The organism is Hansschlegelia sp. KR7-227 (genome assembly GCF_049446035.1).
Classification (GTDB): Bacteria; Pseudomonadota; Alphaproteobacteria; order Rhizobiales; family Methylopilaceae; genus Methylopila.
This window is the reverse complement of record NZ_JBMSEA010000004.1, coordinates 48877-66845: the sequence shown is the minus strand read 5'-3', so window position 1 is coordinate 66845 and position 17969 is coordinate 48877. Positions and strand designations below refer to the sequence as shown.

At 68.6% G+C, this 17969-nt stretch carries 15 protein-coding genes; 3 read left to right on the top strand and 12 right to left on the bottom strand.

The window, feature by feature from the left end; translation table 11 throughout:
• Nucleotides 1–161 precede the first annotated feature (161 nt).
• Nucleotides 162–917 (bottom strand): SDR family oxidoreductase, encoded by a 756-nt coding sequence (locus ACO2RJ_RS19770; RefSeq protein ID WP_423269895.1) that lies wholly within the window; start codon nucleotides 915–917, stop codon nucleotides 162–164.
• Between the two features lie 133 nt (nucleotides 918–1050).
• On the opposite strand from ACO2RJ_RS19770, the gene ACO2RJ_RS19765 reads away from it, so the two are divergent.
• Nucleotides 1051–1941 (top strand): AraC family transcriptional regulator N-terminal domain-containing protein, encoded by an 891-nt coding sequence (locus ACO2RJ_RS19765; RefSeq protein WP_423269894.1) that lies wholly within the window; start codon nucleotides 1051–1053, stop codon nucleotides 1939–1941.
• A gap of 30 nt (nucleotides 1942–1971) precedes the next feature.
• Here ACO2RJ_RS19765 and ACO2RJ_RS19760 read toward each other — a convergent pair whose 3' ends face one another.
• From ACO2RJ_RS19760 to ACO2RJ_RS19750, 3 genes are all read right to left on the bottom strand, one after another.
• The gene (locus ACO2RJ_RS19760; RefSeq protein WP_423269893.1) at nucleotides 1972–3363 is read right to left on the bottom strand and encodes an FAD-dependent oxidoreductase; all 1392 of its coding nucleotides are present in this window, start codon (nucleotides 3361–3363) and stop codon (nucleotides 1972–1974) included.
• Between the two features lie 35 nt (nucleotides 3364–3398).
• Complete coding sequence (locus ACO2RJ_RS19755) at nucleotides 3399–3707, bottom strand: 4Fe-4S dicluster domain-containing protein (protein ID WP_423269892.1); 309 nt, start codon at nucleotides 3705–3707, stop codon at nucleotides 3399–3401.
• An 84-nt stretch (nucleotides 3708–3791) separates the two neighbouring features.
• The gene (locus ACO2RJ_RS19750; RefSeq protein ID WP_423269891.1) at nucleotides 3792–5927 is read right to left on the bottom strand and encodes a molybdopterin-containing oxidoreductase family protein; all 2136 of its coding nucleotides are present in this window, start codon (nucleotides 5925–5927) and stop codon (nucleotides 3792–3794) included.
• Nucleotides 5928–6326: 399 nt separating this feature from the next.
• Between ACO2RJ_RS19750 and ACO2RJ_RS19745 the strand changes: the two genes are divergently transcribed.
• Nucleotides 6327–6944 carry a TetR/AcrR family transcriptional regulator gene (locus ACO2RJ_RS19745; RefSeq protein WP_423269890.1) on the top strand — a complete coding sequence of 206 codons (618 nt, stop codon included), beginning with the start codon at nucleotides 6327–6329 and terminating at the stop codon, nucleotides 6942–6944.
• Between the two features lie 27 nt (nucleotides 6945–6971).
• Here ACO2RJ_RS19745 and ACO2RJ_RS19740 read toward each other — a convergent pair whose 3' ends face one another.
• Nucleotides 6972–7811 (bottom strand): aldo/keto reductase, encoded by an 840-nt coding sequence (locus ACO2RJ_RS19740; RefSeq protein WP_423269889.1) that lies wholly within the window; start codon nucleotides 7809–7811, stop codon nucleotides 6972–6974.
• Between the two features lie 223 nt (nucleotides 7812–8034).
• Between ACO2RJ_RS19740 and cytX the strand changes: the two genes are divergently transcribed.
• Entirely contained in the window at nucleotides 8035–9327 is a 1293-nt protein-coding gene (cytX, locus tag ACO2RJ_RS19735; protein WP_423269888.1) for a putative hydroxymethylpyrimidine transporter CytX, read from the top strand.
• Nucleotides 9328–9353: 26 nt separating this feature from the next.
• Here the strand turns inward: cytX and ACO2RJ_RS19730 are convergent, their stop codons facing one another.
• From ACO2RJ_RS19730 to ACO2RJ_RS19700, 7 genes are all read right to left on the bottom strand, one after another.
• Nucleotides 9354–11180, bottom strand: coding sequence for a putative bifunctional diguanylate cyclase/phosphodiesterase (locus ACO2RJ_RS19730; protein ID WP_423269887.1), 1827 nt, complete (start codon nucleotides 11178–11180; stop codon nucleotides 9354–9356).
• A 179-nt stretch (nucleotides 11181–11359) separates the two neighbouring features.
• Nucleotides 11360–12052 (bottom strand): hypothetical protein, encoded by a 693-nt coding sequence (locus ACO2RJ_RS19725; protein ID WP_423269886.1) that lies wholly within the window; start codon nucleotides 12050–12052, stop codon nucleotides 11360–11362.
• A gap of 235 nt (nucleotides 12053–12287) precedes the next feature.
• Nucleotides 12288–13130, bottom strand: coding sequence for an ABC transporter permease (locus ACO2RJ_RS19720; protein WP_423269885.1), 843 nt, complete (start codon nucleotides 13128–13130; stop codon nucleotides 12288–12290).
• Between the two features lie 4 nt (nucleotides 13131–13134).
• Entirely contained in the window at nucleotides 13135–14052 is a 918-nt protein-coding gene (locus ACO2RJ_RS19715; protein ID WP_423269884.1) for an ABC transporter permease, read from the bottom strand.
• 4 nt (nucleotides 14053–14056) lie between these two features.
• On the bottom strand, nucleotides 14057–15163 hold the full coding sequence (locus tag ACO2RJ_RS19710) for an ABC transporter ATP-binding protein (protein WP_423269883.1): 1107 nt from the start codon (nucleotides 15161–15163) through the stop codon (nucleotides 14057–14059).
• A gap of 139 nt (nucleotides 15164–15302) precedes the next feature.
• On the bottom strand, nucleotides 15303–16442 hold the full coding sequence (locus tag ACO2RJ_RS19705; RefSeq protein WP_423269882.1) for an ABC transporter substrate-binding protein: 1140 nt from the start codon (nucleotides 16440–16442) through the stop codon (nucleotides 15303–15305).
• Nucleotides 16443–16643: 201 nt separating this feature from the next.
• A complete protein-coding gene (locus ACO2RJ_RS19700; protein WP_423269881.1) occupies nucleotides 16644–17960 on the bottom strand; it encodes an aspartate aminotransferase family protein in 1317 nt (438 codons plus the stop codon).
• Between the last annotated feature and the right edge of the window lie 9 nt (nucleotides 17961–17969).

The window sequence follows — 17969 nt, the reverse complement described above, 5'->3', positions numbered from 1 at the left end:
CCCGCGCTCTCGCCTGAGGCCGCCCGCCTGGGCCGGAGACGCCGCGAAGCGGCGGCGGGCGCCGCTTGTGCGGGCGCCTGGCCCTGGGCGACGCCGTTTCCCGCTGCTTTCCTCAGCGCGCCGCCTCCGCCAGCGCCGTGGATCGGACTCAGGCTGCGCTGTCAGATGATCTGGCCGCCCGACACCTCGATCCGCTGCGCGTTGACCCAGCGATTGGCCGGCGTCAGCAGGCTTGCGATCATCGGCCCGATGTCGTCCGGCACGCCGACGCGGCCGAGCGCCGTCATGTCCGCGAAGGTCTTGTTGAGCGAAGCGTCGTCCCGCACGGCTCCGCCGCCGAAGTCCGTCTCGATCGCGCCCGGCGCCACCGTGTTGACCGCGATTCCCCGCGCGCCGAACTCTTTCGCCATGTAGAGCGTCAGCGTTTCGACGGCGCCCTTGACCGCAGCGTAGGCCCCGTAGCCTGGATAGGACATGCGGGTCAGTCCCGAGGACAGGTTCACGATGCGGCCGCCGTCAGCCAGCAGCGGCAGCAGCGCCTGGACCAGGAAGAACACGCCCTTGAAGTGAACGTCGACCAGCCGGTCGAACTGGGCCTCGCTGGTGTCGGCGATCAAGGCGTAGTCGCCATGTCCGGCATTGTTGACGAGATGGTCGAAGGTCTCGCGGCCGAAAGCGTCGCGCAGCGCCGCGCGAAGGCGCTCGGCGAAAGGCCCGAACGCAGCGACGTCGCCGGAGTCGAGCTGGAAGGCGAGAGCCTTGCGGCCCATGGCCTCGATCTCCGCGACGACGGCCTGAGCCTCGTCCGCGCGGCTGTGATAGGTGATGACGACGTCGCCGCCGCCGCGCGCGATGCTGAGCGCGGTGTTGCGGCCGAGGCCCCGGCTTGCGCCGGTGACGAGGGAGATGGTGGTCATGGCTTCGCTCCGTGTTGATGTCGGCGCGAATATCGGCCGCCGGAGCCGCCCGGTGTTTCCCGAAGCTCGGCGGTCTTTGCCTAATGCTCCGAAAGACAGTGCATCCTCGGCCAAGTCGGCGTAGCTTTCATCCATGACAAGCTTGCTCGAAGCCGTTCGGCGCCATTTCGACGGGCATGCGGAGGCGGCGGGCGTATTCGCCACGCCGATCCCGACCCTGACCCTGGTGCGCGCGACGGCGCCGAGCGAACTCGTCCATCAGATCCCGAGACCGCTGGTCGCGCTCGTCCTTCAGGGGTCGAAGCATGTCGCCATGGGCGCGACGGCGTTCGACTTCTCGGCGGGAGAGTCTCTTCTGATCACCGCTGACGTGCCGACGCTGAGCCGAGTCACCCGGGCGAGCCTCTCCGCGCCCTATCTGTCGCTCGTGCTCGAACTGGATCCTGCGGTCATCGCCGATCTCACCGCCGAGATGCCGGATGCAAGCGAGGATGACCACGCGCCGGTGCGGACCCATCCCACGGACGCCGAGGTCGCGGACACGGCGCTGCGCGTGATGCGGCTGTTCGACCGTCCGTCCTCCGTGCCGGTGCTCGCAACCCAGCTCGTCCGCGAGATGCATTACTGGCTGCTGGCGGGGCGGCACGGTTCCGCGATCCGCCGCCTCGGCTGGCCGGAGGGTCATGTGCGGCGCGTCGCGCGCGCCGTCGCTCTGCTGCGCGCGGAGTTCGCGCGGCCGCTGCGCGTCGAGCGGCTCGCGGCGGCGGCCGGCATGAGCCCATCGTCCTTCCACGAGCACTTCCGCAACGTGACCTCGCTGTCGCCGCTGCAGTTCCAGAAGCAGCTTCGACTGATCGAGGCGCGACGGCTCATGCTGTCGGAGGACGCCACCGCCAGCAGCGCCGCTTATGCGGTGGGCTATGAGAGCGTGTCGCAGTTCACGCGAGAGTATGGCCGGCTGTTCGGGGCGCCGCCCGTCCGCAGCGCAAGGGCCGCAAAGGCCCAAGTCCAGGCGGTCGCCTGATCGTCGAGCGCTACGCCCCTCCCGGCCTGATCAGCCGTGGGCCGCCGTCGGGACGTGTTCGGCCTCGGCGGCGTCGAGCATGGCGGCGAGCGAGGTGAGCTTCTCGCGGGGCTTGCCCGCCGGCTCCCCGGCGGCGCGCTCGAGCGCGTCGATCCGACCCCACCGCGGAAAGTCGACGACCCGGACCCTGCGGTCGGCGAGCAGAGAGCGCAGCGCGCGGCGGCCGGTCTTGCCGCTCCGCGCGCCGTCGAGGTCGGCGAGCAGGCGCTCGACCGTAGCCAGGCTGCACGCGCGGTTGACGCCGATAATCCCCGACGGTCCGCGCTTGATCCAGCCGACGACATACACGCCCGCGACCGGACGGCCGTCGGCGTCGACCACGCGGCCCTCGCGGTTCGGAATGATCCCCGAGCGCTCGTCGAACGGCAGGCCTTCCGTCGCGACGCCCCGATAGCCGACGCTGCGGAAGACGAGGCCGGCGTCGATCGCGACGACCTCGCCCGTAGGCTCCGGGGCCTGCGCGAACGGCTCGCCGACGAGCCGGCTGCGGTCGAACGCGACGCGCCGCACCTCGGCCGGCCCTTCGATCGCGCGCGGGGCGAGATTGAAATGGATGTGGATGGCGCGGTCATGCGCCCTCGGCTTGCCGGCGAACGCCCGCAGCAGCTTTATGTTCTGCGCCGAGGCGGCGCCGCGAGGGTCGGCGAGCTCGGCTTCGCAGGAAGCGCCGAGAGTAAGGCCCGTCGGGTCCACCACGACGTCGGCGGAGCCGAGCGTACCCAGCTCCCGCAGCTCCTTCGCCGCGCATTTCGCCTGAACGGGTCCGCGCCGGCCGACGAGATGGATGTCGCGAACCCGGCTCTCGGCGAGCGCCTCGAGCGCGTGGGCGCAGATGTCGGTGCCGCGCAATTCGTCGACTGACTTCGCCAGGATGCGGCACACGTCGATCGCCACATTGCCCTGGCCAACCACCACGGCGGTCTCGGCCGACAGGTCGAAGGCGTGGTCCCGATAGTCCGGATGGCCGTTGTACCAGGCCACGAACTCGGTCGCCGACCAGCTTCCCCGTAAATCCTCGCCGGGGACGCCGAGCCTGCGGTCGGCCGAAGAGCCGTTCGCGACCACCACCGCGTCGTACAGATCCCGCAGCTCCGCGATCGTGACGTCGCGGCCCATCGCGACGTTCCCGAAGAAGGCCAGGCGCGGATGCGAGGCGATCGCCTCGAAGGTCGCGCAGACCTGCTTGAGCTTCGGATGGTCGGGAGCGACGCCGTAGCGCACGAGGCCGAACGGCGTCGGGAGCTTCTCGATCAGGTCGACCTCGATCGCGCCTTCGGCGGCGAGCAGGGCCTCGGCCGCATAGAAGCCGCTCGGCCCGCTACCCACGACCGCGACCTTCGGGCCGCCGTTGGCGCCGTTCACGTCAGGGCTCCGCCGCGCGTCCGCACCGGGGCGCGCTACTGGAAGCCGAGCTCGCCCCGACGGGACTCGGCCGTCGGCAACGGAGCCTGCTTTGCGCGAATGACGGGCAGTTCCGCCGCCTTCTCGGCGTTGACCGCCGCCCAGTCCGCCTCGTCCTCGTCCAGGTCGAAATCCTCCTTGATCGCGTGGACCGGACAAATCGGAATGCACGCCCCGCAGTCGATGCAGGCTTCCGGATCGATGTAGAGCCGATCGCCGTCGCCATGGAAGCAGGCGACGGGACAGACGGTCACGCAATCCGTGAAGCGACAGGACACGCAGTTCTCGGTCACGACATGCGGCATGCGAAATCTCGACTGCTGCGGAGGATGTGGGGCGGAGACCGCGATCCGCGGCGCTGGGACGCGCGCGCCGCGGACCATGGCGGCTCAGGCCGCGGCGTGCGCCACCTCGACGAGATTGTCGGAGTAGCTGCCGGCCTTGCCGAAGGTGCAGTGTTGGTCGGAGCTGATCGAGTTCACCGACGTGCCCGAACTCGTATGCGTCGGCCAATGGCCGAGATTGGCCATCACCAGGCCCGGCATCAGCGTGTCGACGATTTCCGCCGGTCCCTCGAAGAAGCCGCGTTCGTTGAACACGCGGACCAGCGACCCGGTGACGATCGCGCGCGCCGCGGCGTCCTCGGGATGCATGAACACGCGCTGCTCGCCCTGGCGCTTTTGCTTCTGCGCCTCGTTCGCGTATTGCGAGTTGAGAAAAGCGTGCGGCTTCGGCGACACGATCGAGAGCGGAAACCGCTTTGCAAGCTCCGGGTTCGACTCGCGGGACTCGAAGGGCGGGACGTAGTCCGGAACGGGATCGATCGGTTCGCCGGGCTGCATGTCCTCATACATCGAGCGCCAGACCGGCACGACGAAGTTTTCGGTCACGCTCGACTTGAACTCGCACTTGCCGGACGGCGTCTTGAAATTGCCCTCCGCATGCGGCGCGCGTTCGGACGGCAGGCCGACATTGAGCCGCGCCCAGCCCTTGGCCTTGAGCAGGTCGAGGGTGATGCCCTGAAGCGCCGGCGCGCTCCAGTCGTAGAAGTCGAGCAGCATCTCGTCGTCGGTGCGGTCCCAGTAGTCGTCGTTGAAGCCCATGGTCTTCGCCAGACGCCGAAACATGTCGACGTTCGGCACGCACTCGCCGGCAGGCTTGATCGCCGGTTGGTTGAGCATGATGTAGAGGTGACCCCAGGTCACCATGATGTCGTACTGCTCCGCCTGCATCGCGGCGGGAAGGATGATGTCGGCGTATTTCGCCGTGTCCGTGATGAACAGCTCGCTCACCACCGTGAACAGGTCTTCGCGCTCCAGCCCCTTCGTGATTTTCGCCTGGGCCGGCGCCTGGCTGACCGGGTTGGAGTTGTAGACGAAGAGCGACTTGATCGGGGGATCGAGGGCGAGCTCTCCGGTCAGCGCGGCGCCGAGGTCGAGCTCGTTCACCACGCGCGTGCCCGGACGGATCCAGTCCGGCCGGCAGATCCGGTCGAAGTTGGTCGGGAACTCCCAGATCGGCATCTCCATCGCGCCGCCGCCGACATGCCGCCAGGCGCCGATGAGCGCAGGCAGGCAGGTGATGGCCCGGATCGCCTGACCGCCGCCGCGGCTGCGCTCGATCGCGACGCCCTCGCGGATCGCCGCCGGGGGCGTCGTGGCGTATTCGCGGGCGAGCGTGACGATGTCTTCGACCGGGATGCCGGTGATCTCGGACACCCGCTCCGGCGGATACAGCGCGGCGCGCTCCTTCAGCTCCTCGTAGCCGACCGTGTACTTCTCGACATAGTCGTGATCGACGAGATCTTCAGCGATGATCACGTTGATCAGGCCGAGCGCGAGCGCGCCGTCGGTGCCGGGCCGGATGCGGACGTGCCAGTCGGCGGCCTTTGCGGTGCGGGTCGCGACCGGGTCGATGACGACGATCTTCGCGCCGTTCTGCTGCGCCTTCACCAGGAACGGCCAGCCGTGGATGTTCGTGCTGGTCATGTTCATGCCCCACACGATGATGTACTTCGCGTGGACGAAGCTCTCGACGTCGAGGCCGCCCGAGGGCCCCACCGTCATGACCCAGGCGGTCGAAGAGCCGGACTCGCAATAGGTCTTCTCCGCGACCGTCGAGCCCAGGCGGTTGAAGAACGCGTCGCCCGCGGTCAGCCCGTTCAGCGTGCCCTGATGGCCGAGATAGGCGTGCGGCATGATCGCCTGCGCGCCATGCTCCGCGATGATCGCGTCCCAGCGCTCCTTGATGGTCGCGAGCGCCTCCTCCCATGAGATCGGCGCGAACTGGCGGCTGCCCTTCGGCCCGACGCGTTTCAGAGGCGTCGTCACCCGCTCCGGATTGTAATGATGGGCCGCAAAGTCCTTGAGCTTCACGCAGAGCCGCCCCTGCGTCATCGGGTGATCCTTGTCGCCGGTCACCTCGACCAGCTTGCCGCCCTTGACGTGATATTCGAACGCGCAGGTGTCGGGGCAGTCATGCGGGCACGCGCCTCGCACGACCATCGTGTCGATCTCAGCATTCATGAGTTAGCTCCCGTCAGGTCTGACGCGGCGAGCTTCCGGCGTCCCAGCGGACGCCGCCTCGCCTTCTGGAAGCGTACCAAACTGCGCGCGGCCCGCAATAGTACGGGCGTCCTAATATGGTCGTTCTGTGGGCAAAGGGGAAGGCAGGAGGCGGAAATGCTGGGCTTTCGCCTAATGCCGCGGCGCCGGCAGCGGGCGAGCCCTCCCTCTCCGGGGCCTCCGTCCTGACGCAAGAACCGCGCCTAACGCCAAATTGCTCCGCTTGAATCGGCGCGCTATCGTGACACGACGTTGACCTCCACCCTCCGACGCAATCGCCCCCAGGATCCATGCGCGTATGCCCCTGATCGCCGGCCAAGATCAGCGGGACGCGGACCCCGGCCGCCCGGGCGGCGCGCCATGAGTCATGTCGCGCTCTCGGACCGAGCCTCCACCGCAAAGGGCGGCGAACGGGTCGCCATCATCCTGAAGGCCGCCAAGGATATCTTGGTCACCGAGGGCTTTCAGGGCCTGTCCTACCGCAACATCGCGAAAGCGGCGGGGATCGCCGTCGGAAATTTGAATTATTACTATCCGTCGAAAGACGATCTCCTGGTCGACCTCGCCAATTTCATTTTCGACAGGTGGGGCGAGCGCTTTGAAAAGCGCGTTCCTGCGAAGATCAAGGACGATCGCGCGGTCTTCATGTTCTCGATCGACTTCATGATCCGCGAGAACAAGCGCGACAAGACGATCTGCCTGCTCATGGAGATGTGGGCCATGGCGAACCACAGCCCGTCCGTCGCCAAGATGCTGGACGCCTTCTACGGCAAGATGAGAGCGTGGATCGAGGAGATGATCCGGCGCGTCTCTCCCGAGGTCGAGGCGAAGGAGCTCGCCTTGCGGGCGGCGCTGATCACCGCCCAGATCGAGGGGCTTATGATCCTGATCGGACCCAAACGGGTCGCGCATCCCGAGCTCGCCGGCGTCGAGGCGGCAGCGCTCAAGCAGATCGAAGCGCTCGCCTTCCCCGCCTGAGCCCTGGGAGCGAACGTCGCGCTCCGGTCAGATCATCGGCAGGCCCCGCGGCTTCGGGCCGAGCGGGAAGGCGCGGTCGATCCGCGCAATCTGGTCATTCGACAGCGTGAGGTCGCCGGCCGCGGCGTTGTCGAGCGCGTGCGCCGCTTGCGACGCCTTCGGGATCGTCACGACGGCCGGCCGGCGCGTCAGAAAGGCGAGCGCGACCTGCCGGGGGGTCGCCCCGCGTTCCTCCGCGACGTCCGCCAGCACGCGGCCGCCCGACGATCCGGCGCCCGCGAAGCCGCCGCTGCCGAACGGGCTGTAGGCGACGACCGTGACGCCATGCGCTTCGCACCAGGGCGTGACCGCGTGTTCGATCGCCCGCTCGCCGAGATGATAGAGCACCTGATTGCAGGCGATCCGCCCCTCCCCGGCGATGGCGAGCGCGTCTTCGAGATCGTCGACGTCGAAGTTGCTGACGCCCCAGCTTCGGATCTTGCCCTGACCGACCAGCGTCTCGAAAGCTGCGATCGTCTCGTCGAGCGGGACAGAGCCCCGCCAGTGCAGAAGGTAGCAATCGAGCCGGTCGGTCTTCAGCCGCGCAAGGCTGCGCTCGCAGGCGGCGATCGTCTGCGCCCGGGAGGCGTTGGAGGGCAGAACCTTCGAGACGAGAAAGACCTCGTCCCGGCGCCCTTCGATCGCTTCCGCGACCAGAGGCTCGGCCTCGCCATACATCTCCGCCGTGTCGACATGGGTCAGCCCGGCGTCGACGCCTTTGCGCAGCGCATCGATCGCGGACCGCCGCTGGTCGTCGTCGAGCCGCCAGGTGCCCTGGCCGATCACGGGGACGGACGCGCTGGCCGTTCCGAAGGGTCGCATCCGCATGGTCATCCTCCTAGCCCGGCCGCAGCCGGCCCGCCGCGTGAAGAACAAACCGGCCGGCCTCGATTCGTTCCGCATGGTCAGACCGGGAACGCGCCCGCCGGACCGAATCTTACCAAATCGGAACCGGCGGCGGCCCGGGATCAGCATAAAGCCGGGCGCCCCGCCGCGGATGTGCTATCGCGGCCTTCTCTCCGGCATGTTCATACGAACCGGGCGCGGCGCCATGAGCTCTCTTCCTGCGACCTACGATCCCCTGACGCCCGTGCCGCTTGACCAGCGGCCCTTCGCGACGCGAGACGCCTTCGCGCTGTGGTTCTCGCTCGGCGTCGGCCTGCTGGTCCTGCAGGCGGGCGCGCTGCTGGTCCCGGCGCTCAGCCTTGGCGCGGCGCTGGCCGCGATCGTCTGCGGCACGGCGCTCGGCGTGCTGCTGTTCGCCGCCGCGGGCGTCGTCGGCGCCGACACCGGGCTTGCAGCGATGTCCTCCCTGCGGCCCTCGCTCGGCCTGCGGGGGGCCTCGATCCCGGCGATCCTCAACGTGATCCAGCTGGTCGGCTGGGGATCGTTCGAGATCATCGTCATGGGCGAGGCCGCGGACACTCTCGCGAAGGGCGCGATCGGCGTGGAGGCTCCGCTGCTCTGGATCGTCCTCTTCGGCGTCCTTGCGACCGCCGTCGCCGCAACCGGCCCCGTCTCCTTCGTCCGCCGCTTCCTGCGGCGATGGGGGCTCGCGTTGATCGTCCTCGCCTCCGCCTGGCTTACCTACGCGCTGCTCGCCCAGCAGGACCTGCGCGGCCTGTTCGCTCGGCCCGGAACGGGCGGGATGGGCTTCGGCGCCGCGGTCGACATCGTGGCGGCGATGCCGCTGTCCTGGCTGCCGGTCGTCGCGGACTACACGCGCTTCGGCCGGTCGTCCGGGGCGATGTTCCGCGGGAGCGCGCTCGGCTATTTCGTCGCCAATGTCTGGTTCTACGGAATCGGGGCGACCTACGCGCTGGTTTCGGGCGGCGAAGGGTCGATCGTCGCGACGCTCGCGCTCGCCGGCGGCGGGCTCGCGCTGTTCGTGATCCTGCTCGACGAGACCGACAACGCCTTCGCCGCGGTCCACTCGGCCGCGGTTTCAAGCGGGACGATGGTCCGGGCGCCGGTGCCGCGACTCGCGCTCGGGATCGGCGCGCTCTGCACGGTTCTCGCGCTGACCGTTCCGATCGCGCAATACGAAGGCTTCCTGCTGCTTATCGGATCGGTGTTCGCGCCGCTGTTCGGCGTCGCCCTCGCTGACCACTTCCTGGTTCGGAAGCGGCGGGTCGACGTCTCCGAGATCGACAGGGTCGGCGGCGCCTACTGGTTTACGGGCGGCTGGCGGCTTGCCGGCGTCGCGTCATGGCTGCTCGGGATCGCCGTCTATCACGGCGTAAGCCACGCCCTGCCTGATCTCGGCGCGACGCTTCCGGCATTCCTATCTGCAGCCGGCGCGTTCCTGCTTCTCGACGCCGCTTCCGCGCGCCGGAGAGGCTGACGGGGACGACCGTCCGTCCGACAACGTTACGCGGCGCTCTTCGCGCTCAACTTCGGAGCGCCGTCTGGCTTCTGCGCGCGCTCCCGGAGAATCCGCGTGACGGCCTCCAGATCACCGGGCCGGGCGTAATAATAGCCTTGACCCAGCCGGCACCCGAGCGCGCGCAACTGCTGCGCCTGCTGCTCGGTCTCCACGCCCTCCGCGACCACCGTCATGCCGAGCTTCTCGGCGATCTCGATCAAGCCGCCCACGATCGCGGCGCTCGGCGCGCCGGGGAAGAGGGCGGCGACGAAAGACCTGTCGATCTTGATGACGTCGACCGGAAACGTCAGCAGATGGGTGAGCGAGGCGTAGCCCGTGCCGAAATCGTCGAGGGCGACCAGCAGGCCGCGCGCGCGCAGCGCCTTGATGGCTTCGGCGACCATCAGGTCGCTCTCGCCCATATAGACCATCTCGGTGACTTCGAGGATGACGTGCTTCAGAGGCACGCCGTGCCGCTCGAAGATGGACGCGAGCCGCTCATCAAGGTCGCCGGCCTGGAAGTCGCCGGTCGTGACGTTGACGCCGACATGCTGGAACGGAATGCCCTCGTCGAGCCACGACCGAACGTCGGGCGCGATCATCGTCAGCATCCGCTCGGTCAGGCGGGACGCGGTGTCGCCGTCCGCCAGCGCCAGCTGGAAATCTTCCGAGTCGATGCGGACGCCCTCGGGCGACATGATCCAGCAGAGCGCCTCGACGCCTACGACGTCGGCAGTGTCGAGCCTGACGACGGGCTGGTAACGCGCATGCACGCGGCCGGCGTCGAGCGCATCCCGGACCTTGCGGACGGCGTGATAGCTCCGCGTCATCGCGGCGCCGAGGCCCGCGCTGAAGCGCACGAAGCCGCCTCGGAATTTCTCCTTGGCGTGGTGGAGCGCGAAGTCCGCGCTCTGCCGGAGGGACTGAGGGGTGACGTTGTCGGCGCCGACCGCCGCGCCGCCGACCGTCACGGTCGTGGGCACCGAGCGATCCCAGCATGTGATGGGCGCCTGCATGGCGTCGGCGACGGCGTCGGCGACCCACTGCATCCGCTCTGCGGGATCGGGGCCCGGAACGAGGATCGCGAACTCGTCGCCGCCCAGCCGATAGGCCCGGCCGTCCGGAGCGCAGGCCTGGATGCGGCGCCCGACCTCCCGCAACAGTTCATCACCGCCGGCGTGGCCGAGCGTATCATTCACAAGCTTCAGGCGATCCACGCCGACGAGGAGCAATCCGAACGAGCCGACAGCCTCCGCCTCCAAAGAGGCGAGGTCGAAGCTCGCGCGGTTCGGGAGTTGGGTGAGCGCGTCGAAATAAGCGAGCCTGTGGTTCCTGGCTTCGACGGCGTGCCGTTCGAGCGCGATGGCGCACAGGTTGACGCACGTCTCGACGATGCCGGTCTCGATCGCGTTGGGGCCGCGCCGCTCGGAGTAGTAGAAGGCGAACGTGCCAATCACCTCTCCGGCGGTCCCGAAGATCGGACTCGACCAGCAGGCCAGCAACCCAATCGGCAGCGCAAGATGCCGATAGTCGTCCCACAAGGGATCAGTTGCGATGTCGGTCGCGGCGACCGGGCTCCGTCGATAGGCGGCGGCGCCGCAGCAGCCGACGGACGGACCGATCTCGAGGCCGGTGATCGCGTCGCAGTACGCCTGCGGCACGCTCGGCCCCGCGAGCGAGTTCAACCTGCCGGACTCGTCCACAGTAAGGATCGTGCAAAAACAATTTGCGGACAAAGCTTCGGCTTCGAGGCAAATCCGCCGCGCCGTTTCGTCCAGAGGCCGCCCCCGCGCCACCATCTCGAGGATCACGTTCTGCAGCCCGAGCAGCATCAATATGCTGGCCTTTCCTCTCCGGAACGCTTCACGGCCGAATTCTGCCGCGTCCCGATTAAATGCTCACCTTCATGCTTACGCTGTGCTCCCGCTACGGGATCTTACATCTCAATGTTACCCTCTAACAGACGAGATGTCAGGGTCGTTCCACCGGCGACGACGGCGGCGCGCGCGCTCTACCGGCCGCGTGGGGCGGCGCCGTCATAACCTTTGCAGGTTCCGCGGATCGTGCGGGCGACGTCGGGAAAGGCCGAGGCGTCGTCCGCGACGTCGCGCACGATCGCCCGGACGAGCGGATCGCCGCTCGGAGGCCGCCAGGTCTTGGCGAGCCGGAAGCGCTTCGCGACATCCCCCAGCGCCTCCTTCTCGGCTGCGACCCCTGCGCCGCGCGCCTGGACGCGTTCCTGGTGGAAAACCGCCGCTTCGACGTCCCGCTTGGGGGGAAGGCGCCGCGCGATCCGCACCGCGCTTTCGTCGGCCGCGGTGGCGACGGCGTCCGCGGCCGTGATCAGGCCGGGCGACATGTCGCGAGCGACCATCGCCCAGGGCAGGTCTCCGCGCACCATCACCACCGTGACGCGCGGCCGCTTGCAGATCGCGACGTAGCCCCGCGCGAGAAACAGCGCGGTCGCTCCCAGCACCTCCGGCGCGTCCAGCGTGGCGTAGGCGCGGACCTCGCTGGCGCCGTCGCCCTTCGAGACGACGAGATCCAGGGTCGTGTCGGACAGGTCCGGGGAGACGCGGCTGAGATGCAGCCGTCCCGCGGCGCTCGGCTCGTCGGCCCAGACGACAGCGACGGGCGCGAGGCACGCGAGCAGCAGGCAGCAGCGCGCCGCGCGTCGCGCGCTCGCAGATAAGGGGCCGGCCATTCGCCCGCCCGTCCGCATGCCCTGACGCAACATCCGTCCTCGCAATCTTGCGCTGCGTCCCCGCCGCGCCCTCGGCTCGAAGGAGGCGCTCGGGCCGTTTAGAAATCATTAGCATCCGCCCGCACGGATCCGTTCGTCCTTTGACCACCGGAGAACGAATCGCGCGCTGCCGCTTTGTTCTCGCGGACGATGCGACGGCGCGTCCCGACTCGCCGAAGGGAGCTTCGTCCAGCCGTCACGTCGGCGCCCGCGCGGCCTCGGCGAGCGGCGGGGCGGCGGATGCCGCCGCACGGCGGCGCAGAAGCGCGGCGACGAGGCCGCCGAGCAGCAGGAGGGCGGCCGCCGCGAGGGTGCTCATCGTGCCTATGGCCGGCACCATCGGGGTGTAGCCCGCGACCATCTTCGCGTAGAGCCATTCGGGAACGGTGGAGTCCGCGCCCGTCGTGTAGAGCGACAGCGGAAAGTTGCCCCACGACAGCAGAAAGGCGAACAGCGCGCCCGACCATACGCCCGGCCACAGGATCGGCAGCGTGACCTCGCGCAGGATGAACAGCCGCCCGGCGCCGAGGTCGGCCGCCGCCTCCTCGAGCGCCGGGTCGAAGCCGTAGACCTGGATCGCGATCACCAGCGTGACGACCGGGATGATCCACACCAGGTGCGCGAAGATCGCGGTCTGCCAGGTCGGCTGCACGCCGATGGCGTTGAACCACAGCAGCAGCGCAAGCCCGAGCACCGGCTGGGGGAAAAAGATCGGAAGCAGAACCAGCTTCTGATAGAGCCTCCTTCCCTTCCAGTCGTAGCGCGCGAAGGCGAGCGCGCCGAAGAAGGCGACGAGCACCGCGACCACCGTCACCGTCAGCGCGATCGCGAGCGAGGTCTTCACGATCGTCTGGACCTCGATCGAGGCGACGGCCCTGCCCCACCATTCGGTGGAGTATTTCGCAACGGGAAATCCGAAATACCGGCTCTTCGACAGCCCGGCGAGAGCGCCGCAGGCGATCGGAAGGTAGACGACGACGAGAACGAAGATCGTCCAGGCCCAGACGAAGGCGTTCGAGCGGCGAACGGACCGGTTCATCGCCTCACCTCCTTCCCAGGATTCGGTCGAGGTCGAGCTGCGACATCGCCACGAGCGCGAGCGCCCCGACGATGAGCGTCAGCAGCAGCGCGAGGGCTGAGCCGAGCGGCCAGTTCTGGGCGTAGGTGAAGGCGATCTCGATGTCGTGGGTGATGACGATGACCGACTGCCCCCCGAGCACCTTCGATTCGGCGACCGCCCCGACGGCCAGCACGAAGGTCAGCAGCATTCCGATGAGAATGCCGGGCATCGCAAGCGGCAATTCGATCTCGCGCCAGATCGTCAGGCGCGAGGCGCCGAGGTCGCGGGCGGCCTCGACCAGTTCTTTCGGGATCATGGCGAGACCGAGCGACATCGGGAACAGCATGAACGGCAGGTAGACATAGACCATGCCGAACAGGATCGCGGTCGGCGTGTAGAGCACCTCCGGCCCCGAGCCGCCGACAAGCTTGAGCGTGCCGTCGAGCACGCCGTTCTTGATGAAGAACAGCGTCCAGCCGTAAAGCCGGACGTTTTCCGACACGAACAGCGGGAAGACGAACAGCACGCCGACGAAGCCGGACCATCGGCCGAAGACCCGCGCGAGCCCCCAGGCGATGGGATAGGCGACCACCGCGAGGACGACGACGGTGAGGACCGCCAGGACGAGGGACCAGACGAACGACGTCCACACGGTGTTGGCGGGATCGAAGATCGCCGCGAAGTTCGCGAAGGTGAAGGAGCGGAACACGTCGAAGGTGCGGGGCGTGGCGAAGGCGTAGGCCGCGACCGTCGCGAGCGGCGCCACGAAGCCGAAGAGCAGCGTCAGCGCGACGGGCAGCGAGCAGAGCAGGCCGCGGGAGAGTTTCGGCCGACGCGCCGCGTTCGCAGGGGCGGCGCCTTGCGTAGGCTCGGCGGAGACGGCGATCGTCGCGTCCGCCAACGCCTCAGGCCCCGACCACGATGGCGTCGTCCGCGTCCCAGCCGATGGTCGCGGGCGCGCCGGCCTCTCCCCGCCAGGCGCTGGCCCGAGAGAGCTCGAGGAGGAAGGTCTTCTCGCCGACGCGAACCTGGTACTGGATCCGGGACCCCAGCGCGTATTCGTTGAACACGACGCCGCTCAGGCAATTGTCGGCCCCGCCGGGACCCGAGACGAAGCGCAGGAACTCCGGCCGGATCACGACGGCCGCCTTGTCCGCGGCGGAGAGCGCCGGCGGCACCACGAGCCTGAGGCCGTCGATCCCCTCGGCGCTCCAGACGCCGTCCCGCCTTACGGCGTCGACCACGTTCACCTCGCCGACGAATTCGGAGACGAACTTGTCCGCCGGCCGCGTGTAGATGTCCTCCGGCGTGCCCACCTGCACGAGCCGGCCGTCGCGCATGACGCCGATCCGGTCCGACATCACCATCGCCTCCTCCAGGCTGTGGGTGATGTACACGAAGGTCTTGCCGCTCTCGCGGTGCAGGTCCTTGAGCTCCTTCTCCATGGTTTTGCGGAGCTTGTAGTCGAGCGCGGACAGCGGCTCGTCGAAGAACAGGATCTCGGGGTCGTAGGCGAGCGCGCGGGCCAGCGCGACGCGCTGCCGTTCGCCGCCGGAGCAGGTCATGACGTTCTTGCCATAGTGGCTTTCGGGAAGCCGAACCATCCGCAGAAGCTCGAGCGCGCGGGCGCGGCGAGCGGGCGGCGCGATCCTCTTCACCTTGAGCGGGAACTCGATGTTCTCGCCGACCGACTTGTGGGGAAACAGCGCGAGCGACTGGAAGACGAGACAGGTCGGACGCCGGTTCGACGGCAGCTCGTTGATCCTTTGGCCGCGCAGCGTGATATCGCCCGAGGTCGGACTCTCCATCCCCGCCAGCATGCGCAGCAGCGTGGTCTTGCCCGAGCCGGAGGGGCCCACGATCGTCAGGAACTCGCCGTCGCGGATGTCGAGGTCGATGCGGTCGACGGCGACGAAGTCGCCGAACGCCTTCCGCACGCCGACGAGCTGGAGAATGGGGGGCGCCGCGCCGGGGACCATGGCGGACCCGGCGGGCGTGGCGGCGATCGTCATGCGGCGGCTCCGGCACGCATTGTCCGGGCGCTAGCGGCGGCGGAGCCGCGCCAAGCCGGGACCGTCATCCGGACGAGGCGGTTTCTGCGCACGGACCCGGCTCTCGCTCCGCTCGGCCGGGACGACGCCATCGCGTCGCTCAACCCTTGGCGCGCTTCGCGGCGGTCATGAGCTCGAGCGCCTTGTCGTAGTCCGGCACGATGTCGTACTCGGCGCAGCGCGCCATCTCCTCGGTGAGGCTCTCATACTGGATGGCGTCGAGCTCCTCCTTCGTGAACAGGTCGAAGCACGCCTTGTTTCCCATCTGCGCGACCGGGTTGAAGGTCCCTTCGGCGAAGGCCACGGTGTGGGCGACTTCAGGGTCCTGAACATATTTCAGGAAGTCCGTCGCGAGCGGCGAGAGCGCCGGATTGTTCACGGTCGAGGTGATCTCGATCCAGGCGACGCCGCCCTTGCCGTCGATCGGCCCTTTCAGCGGCGTGATCGCGCGCAGCTCCGGATGGCCGTCCGCGCGGGCGGGCGAGACGGAATAGGTGCCGCCCGTCAGGTGGAAGTCGATTTCGCCGGAGACCAGCGCCTGGTTCATCGCCGCGATGTCGCCGACCAGCTTGGCGCCGCCGAAGACCTGTTTCGCCGTCTCCGCGAACTTCGCCATCTCGGCGTCGTCATGCGTCTTGAACGGGTTGATCCCGGCGACGAGGAAGATGTTGAACACGTTCCAGTCGTCGGATTCGAGGATGCCGTATTTACCCTTGATCGAGGGATCGTTGAACAGATCCCAGCCCTGCTCCTCCGCGGTCTTCCGGCTGACCTTGTCGGTGTTCACGACGAAGCTGTAGGGGCCGAAGCGCTGGGCCATGCCGAGCAGTTCGGCGCCGTCGTCGCTCATCGCCCAGCGGTAGGGCGCCTTGAATTCGGGCAGCATCTTGTCGAAGAACGGCTCGAACTCGGCCTTCGGCAGCGGCTTGATCAGCCCCTCCGGGTACATCGCCTTGCGGGCCCAGGGATTGTTGACGTTGATGAGGTCCCAGACCTTGGTCTCGCCGGCCCGGAGCCGGTTGATCATGGTCGGGTCGTTGGTCAGGCTCTCCGCCTTGACCGTGGCGCCTTTCGAGCTGCGGAACGGATCGAGCACCTGGGCTGAATTGTAGCCCTCCCAGCACAGGATGTTCAGCTCCTTCTCGCGCGCCGCCCGGGCCGGCAGGGCGCCGAGAAAGGGCGCGGCGAGCGCCGCGCCGCCCATCATCTTCAGGGCGTCGCGTCTGGACAGCGTGGTCATCGGATCAGTCCCCCGTCATTCGCCGCTCGAAGCCGCGATCGCCACAGGCCAACGTTGCAAGTCCGTCATTCCACCCCGCGAGTATCGCCGGTTCTGTTGGGTTTACAACGCGCATTTAATGAGCAGGTCCGCACGCTCCGCGCTCAGTCCGGCGTCACGCGATCATCCCGACCCGGTCGGCCCGCGGGCGGAAAACGCCCGCTATCCGGCCGTCAGGACCGCGTCGAGCGCCTCGAGCAGCAGGTCCGCATGCTCCCGGTCGAAGATCAGCGGGGGGCGGATCTTGAGCACGTTGCCGTAGCGCCCCGCGGCGCCGATCAGGATGCGGCGGTCCCGCAGCGCGTTGATCGCGCGGCTGGTGGCGTCGGCGTCAGGCCCGCCATCGGCGTCGACGAACTCGACGCCGAGATAGAGCCCCGACCCGCGCGCTTCGCGAATGACGGAATGGCGTCGCATGAGCCCGCGCAGGTTCTCGAGCAGATAGAAGCCGACCTCGGCGGCGCTGCCGATGAGCTGGCGCTCTTCGATCTCGTCGAGCACGGCGAGCGCCGCCGCAGAGGCCACCGGATTGCCTCCGAAGGTGTTGAAATAGCCGACGCTGTCGGCGAAGCCCTGCATGAGGTCGCGCCGGGCGACGACGCCGCCGATCGGAATGCCGTTGCCCATCGGCTTGCCCAGCGTGACGACGTCCGGCGTCACCCCGTGCCGCTCGAAACCCCACATGCCTGCGCCCGTCCGCCCGAAGCCCGGCTGCACCTCGTCGGCGATGAACAGGCCGCCGGCCGCATGCGCGACGTCGACCGCGGCGGCGAGGAAGCCGGGCGGGTCGGCCGCGATTCCGTCGCTCGAAAAGATCGTGTCGACGAGGAAGCCGGCGAAGCCGTGCCCGCTCTCCTCCAGGCTCGCGATCGCGGCCGTCAGGTCGTCGGCGAGCCGGCGCCCGACGTCGCCGCCGCCGATCGGGGCGGGGATCGCGCGCACATGGGGCGCCAGCGGCTTGCCCGGACGCGACGAGGGCGAGACGTCGGCCACCGCGGTGGTGTTGCCGTGATAGGCGGCCTCGGTGACGACGAAGCCGCGCTTGCCGGTCGCGGTGGTCGCAAGCCGCAGCGCGACGTCGTTGCTCTCGCTGCCCGTGCAGGTGAACGCGACCCGATCGAGGCTCGCGGGAAACGTCGCGAGCAGACGCTCCGCGTAGGTGTGCACCACGTCGTAGAGATAGCGGGTGTGGATGTTGAGGGTCGCGGCCTGCGCCGCGACCGCCGCCACGACGCGGGGGTTGCAGTGCCCGACGGACGGCACGTTGTTGTAGACGTCGAGATAGCGCGTCCCGTCCGCCTCCGTGATCCACACGCCCTCGGCGGAGACGACGTGGAGCGGGCGGTCGTAGAACAGCACCGACGTCGGCCCGAAGGTGCTTTGGCGCCGGGCGACCAGCGAGGCCGTCTCCTCCGCGAGCGTCGCCGCCCGGCTGGCGTCGAAAGCGTTCAGCTTGAGGATCTGGCGGCTCGCGGTCATGCCCGTCCC

Excerpts from the sequence above, each read along its gene's own strand:
- ACO2RJ_RS19770 (WP_423269895.1), bottom strand. The coding sequence starts at position 917 with ATGACCACCATCTCCCTCGTCACCGGCGCAAGCCGGGGCCTCGGCCGC.
- ACO2RJ_RS19765 (WP_423269894.1), top strand. The coding sequence starts at position 1,051 with ATGACAAGCTTGCTCGAAGCCGTTCGGCGCCATTTCGACGGGCATGCG.
- ACO2RJ_RS19755 (WP_423269892.1), bottom strand. The coding sequence starts at position 3,707 with ATGCCGCATGTCGTGACCGAGAACTGCGTGTCCTGTCGCTTCACGGAT.
- ACO2RJ_RS19750 (WP_423269891.1), bottom strand. The coding sequence starts at position 5,927 with ATGAATGCTGAGATCGACACGATGGTCGTGCGAGGCGCGTGCCCGCAT.
- ACO2RJ_RS19745 (WP_423269890.1), top strand. The coding sequence starts at position 6,327 with ATGAGTCATGTCGCGCTCTCGGACCGAGCCTCCACCGCAAAGGGCGGC.
- ACO2RJ_RS19740 (WP_423269889.1), bottom strand. The coding sequence starts at position 7,811 with ATGCGGATGCGACCCTTCGGAACGGCCAGCGCGTCCGTCCCCGTGATC.
- cytX (WP_423269888.1), top strand. The coding sequence starts at position 8,035 with ATGAGCTCTCTTCCTGCGACCTACGATCCCCTGACGCCCGTGCCGCTT.
- ACO2RJ_RS19730 (WP_423269887.1), bottom strand. The coding sequence starts at position 11,180 with ATGCTGCTCGGGCTGCAGAACGTGATCCTCGAGATGGTGGCGCGGGGG.
- ACO2RJ_RS19725 (WP_423269886.1), bottom strand. The coding sequence starts at position 12,052 with ATGGCCGGCCCCTTATCTGCGAGCGCGCGACGCGCGGCGCGCTGCTGC.
- ACO2RJ_RS19720 (WP_423269885.1), bottom strand. The coding sequence starts at position 13,130 with ATGAACCGGTCCGTTCGCCGCTCGAACGCCTTCGTCTGGGCCTGGACG.
- ACO2RJ_RS19710 (WP_423269883.1), bottom strand. The coding sequence starts at position 15,163 with ATGACGATCGCCGCCACGCCCGCCGGGTCCGCCATGGTCCCCGGCGCG.
- ACO2RJ_RS19705 (WP_423269882.1), bottom strand. The coding sequence starts at position 16,442 with ATGACCACGCTGTCCAGACGCGACGCCCTGAAGATGATGGGCGGCGCG.
- ACO2RJ_RS19700 (WP_423269881.1), bottom strand. The coding sequence starts at position 17,960 with ATGACCGCGAGCCGCCAGATCCTCAAGCTGAACGCTTTCGACGCCAGC.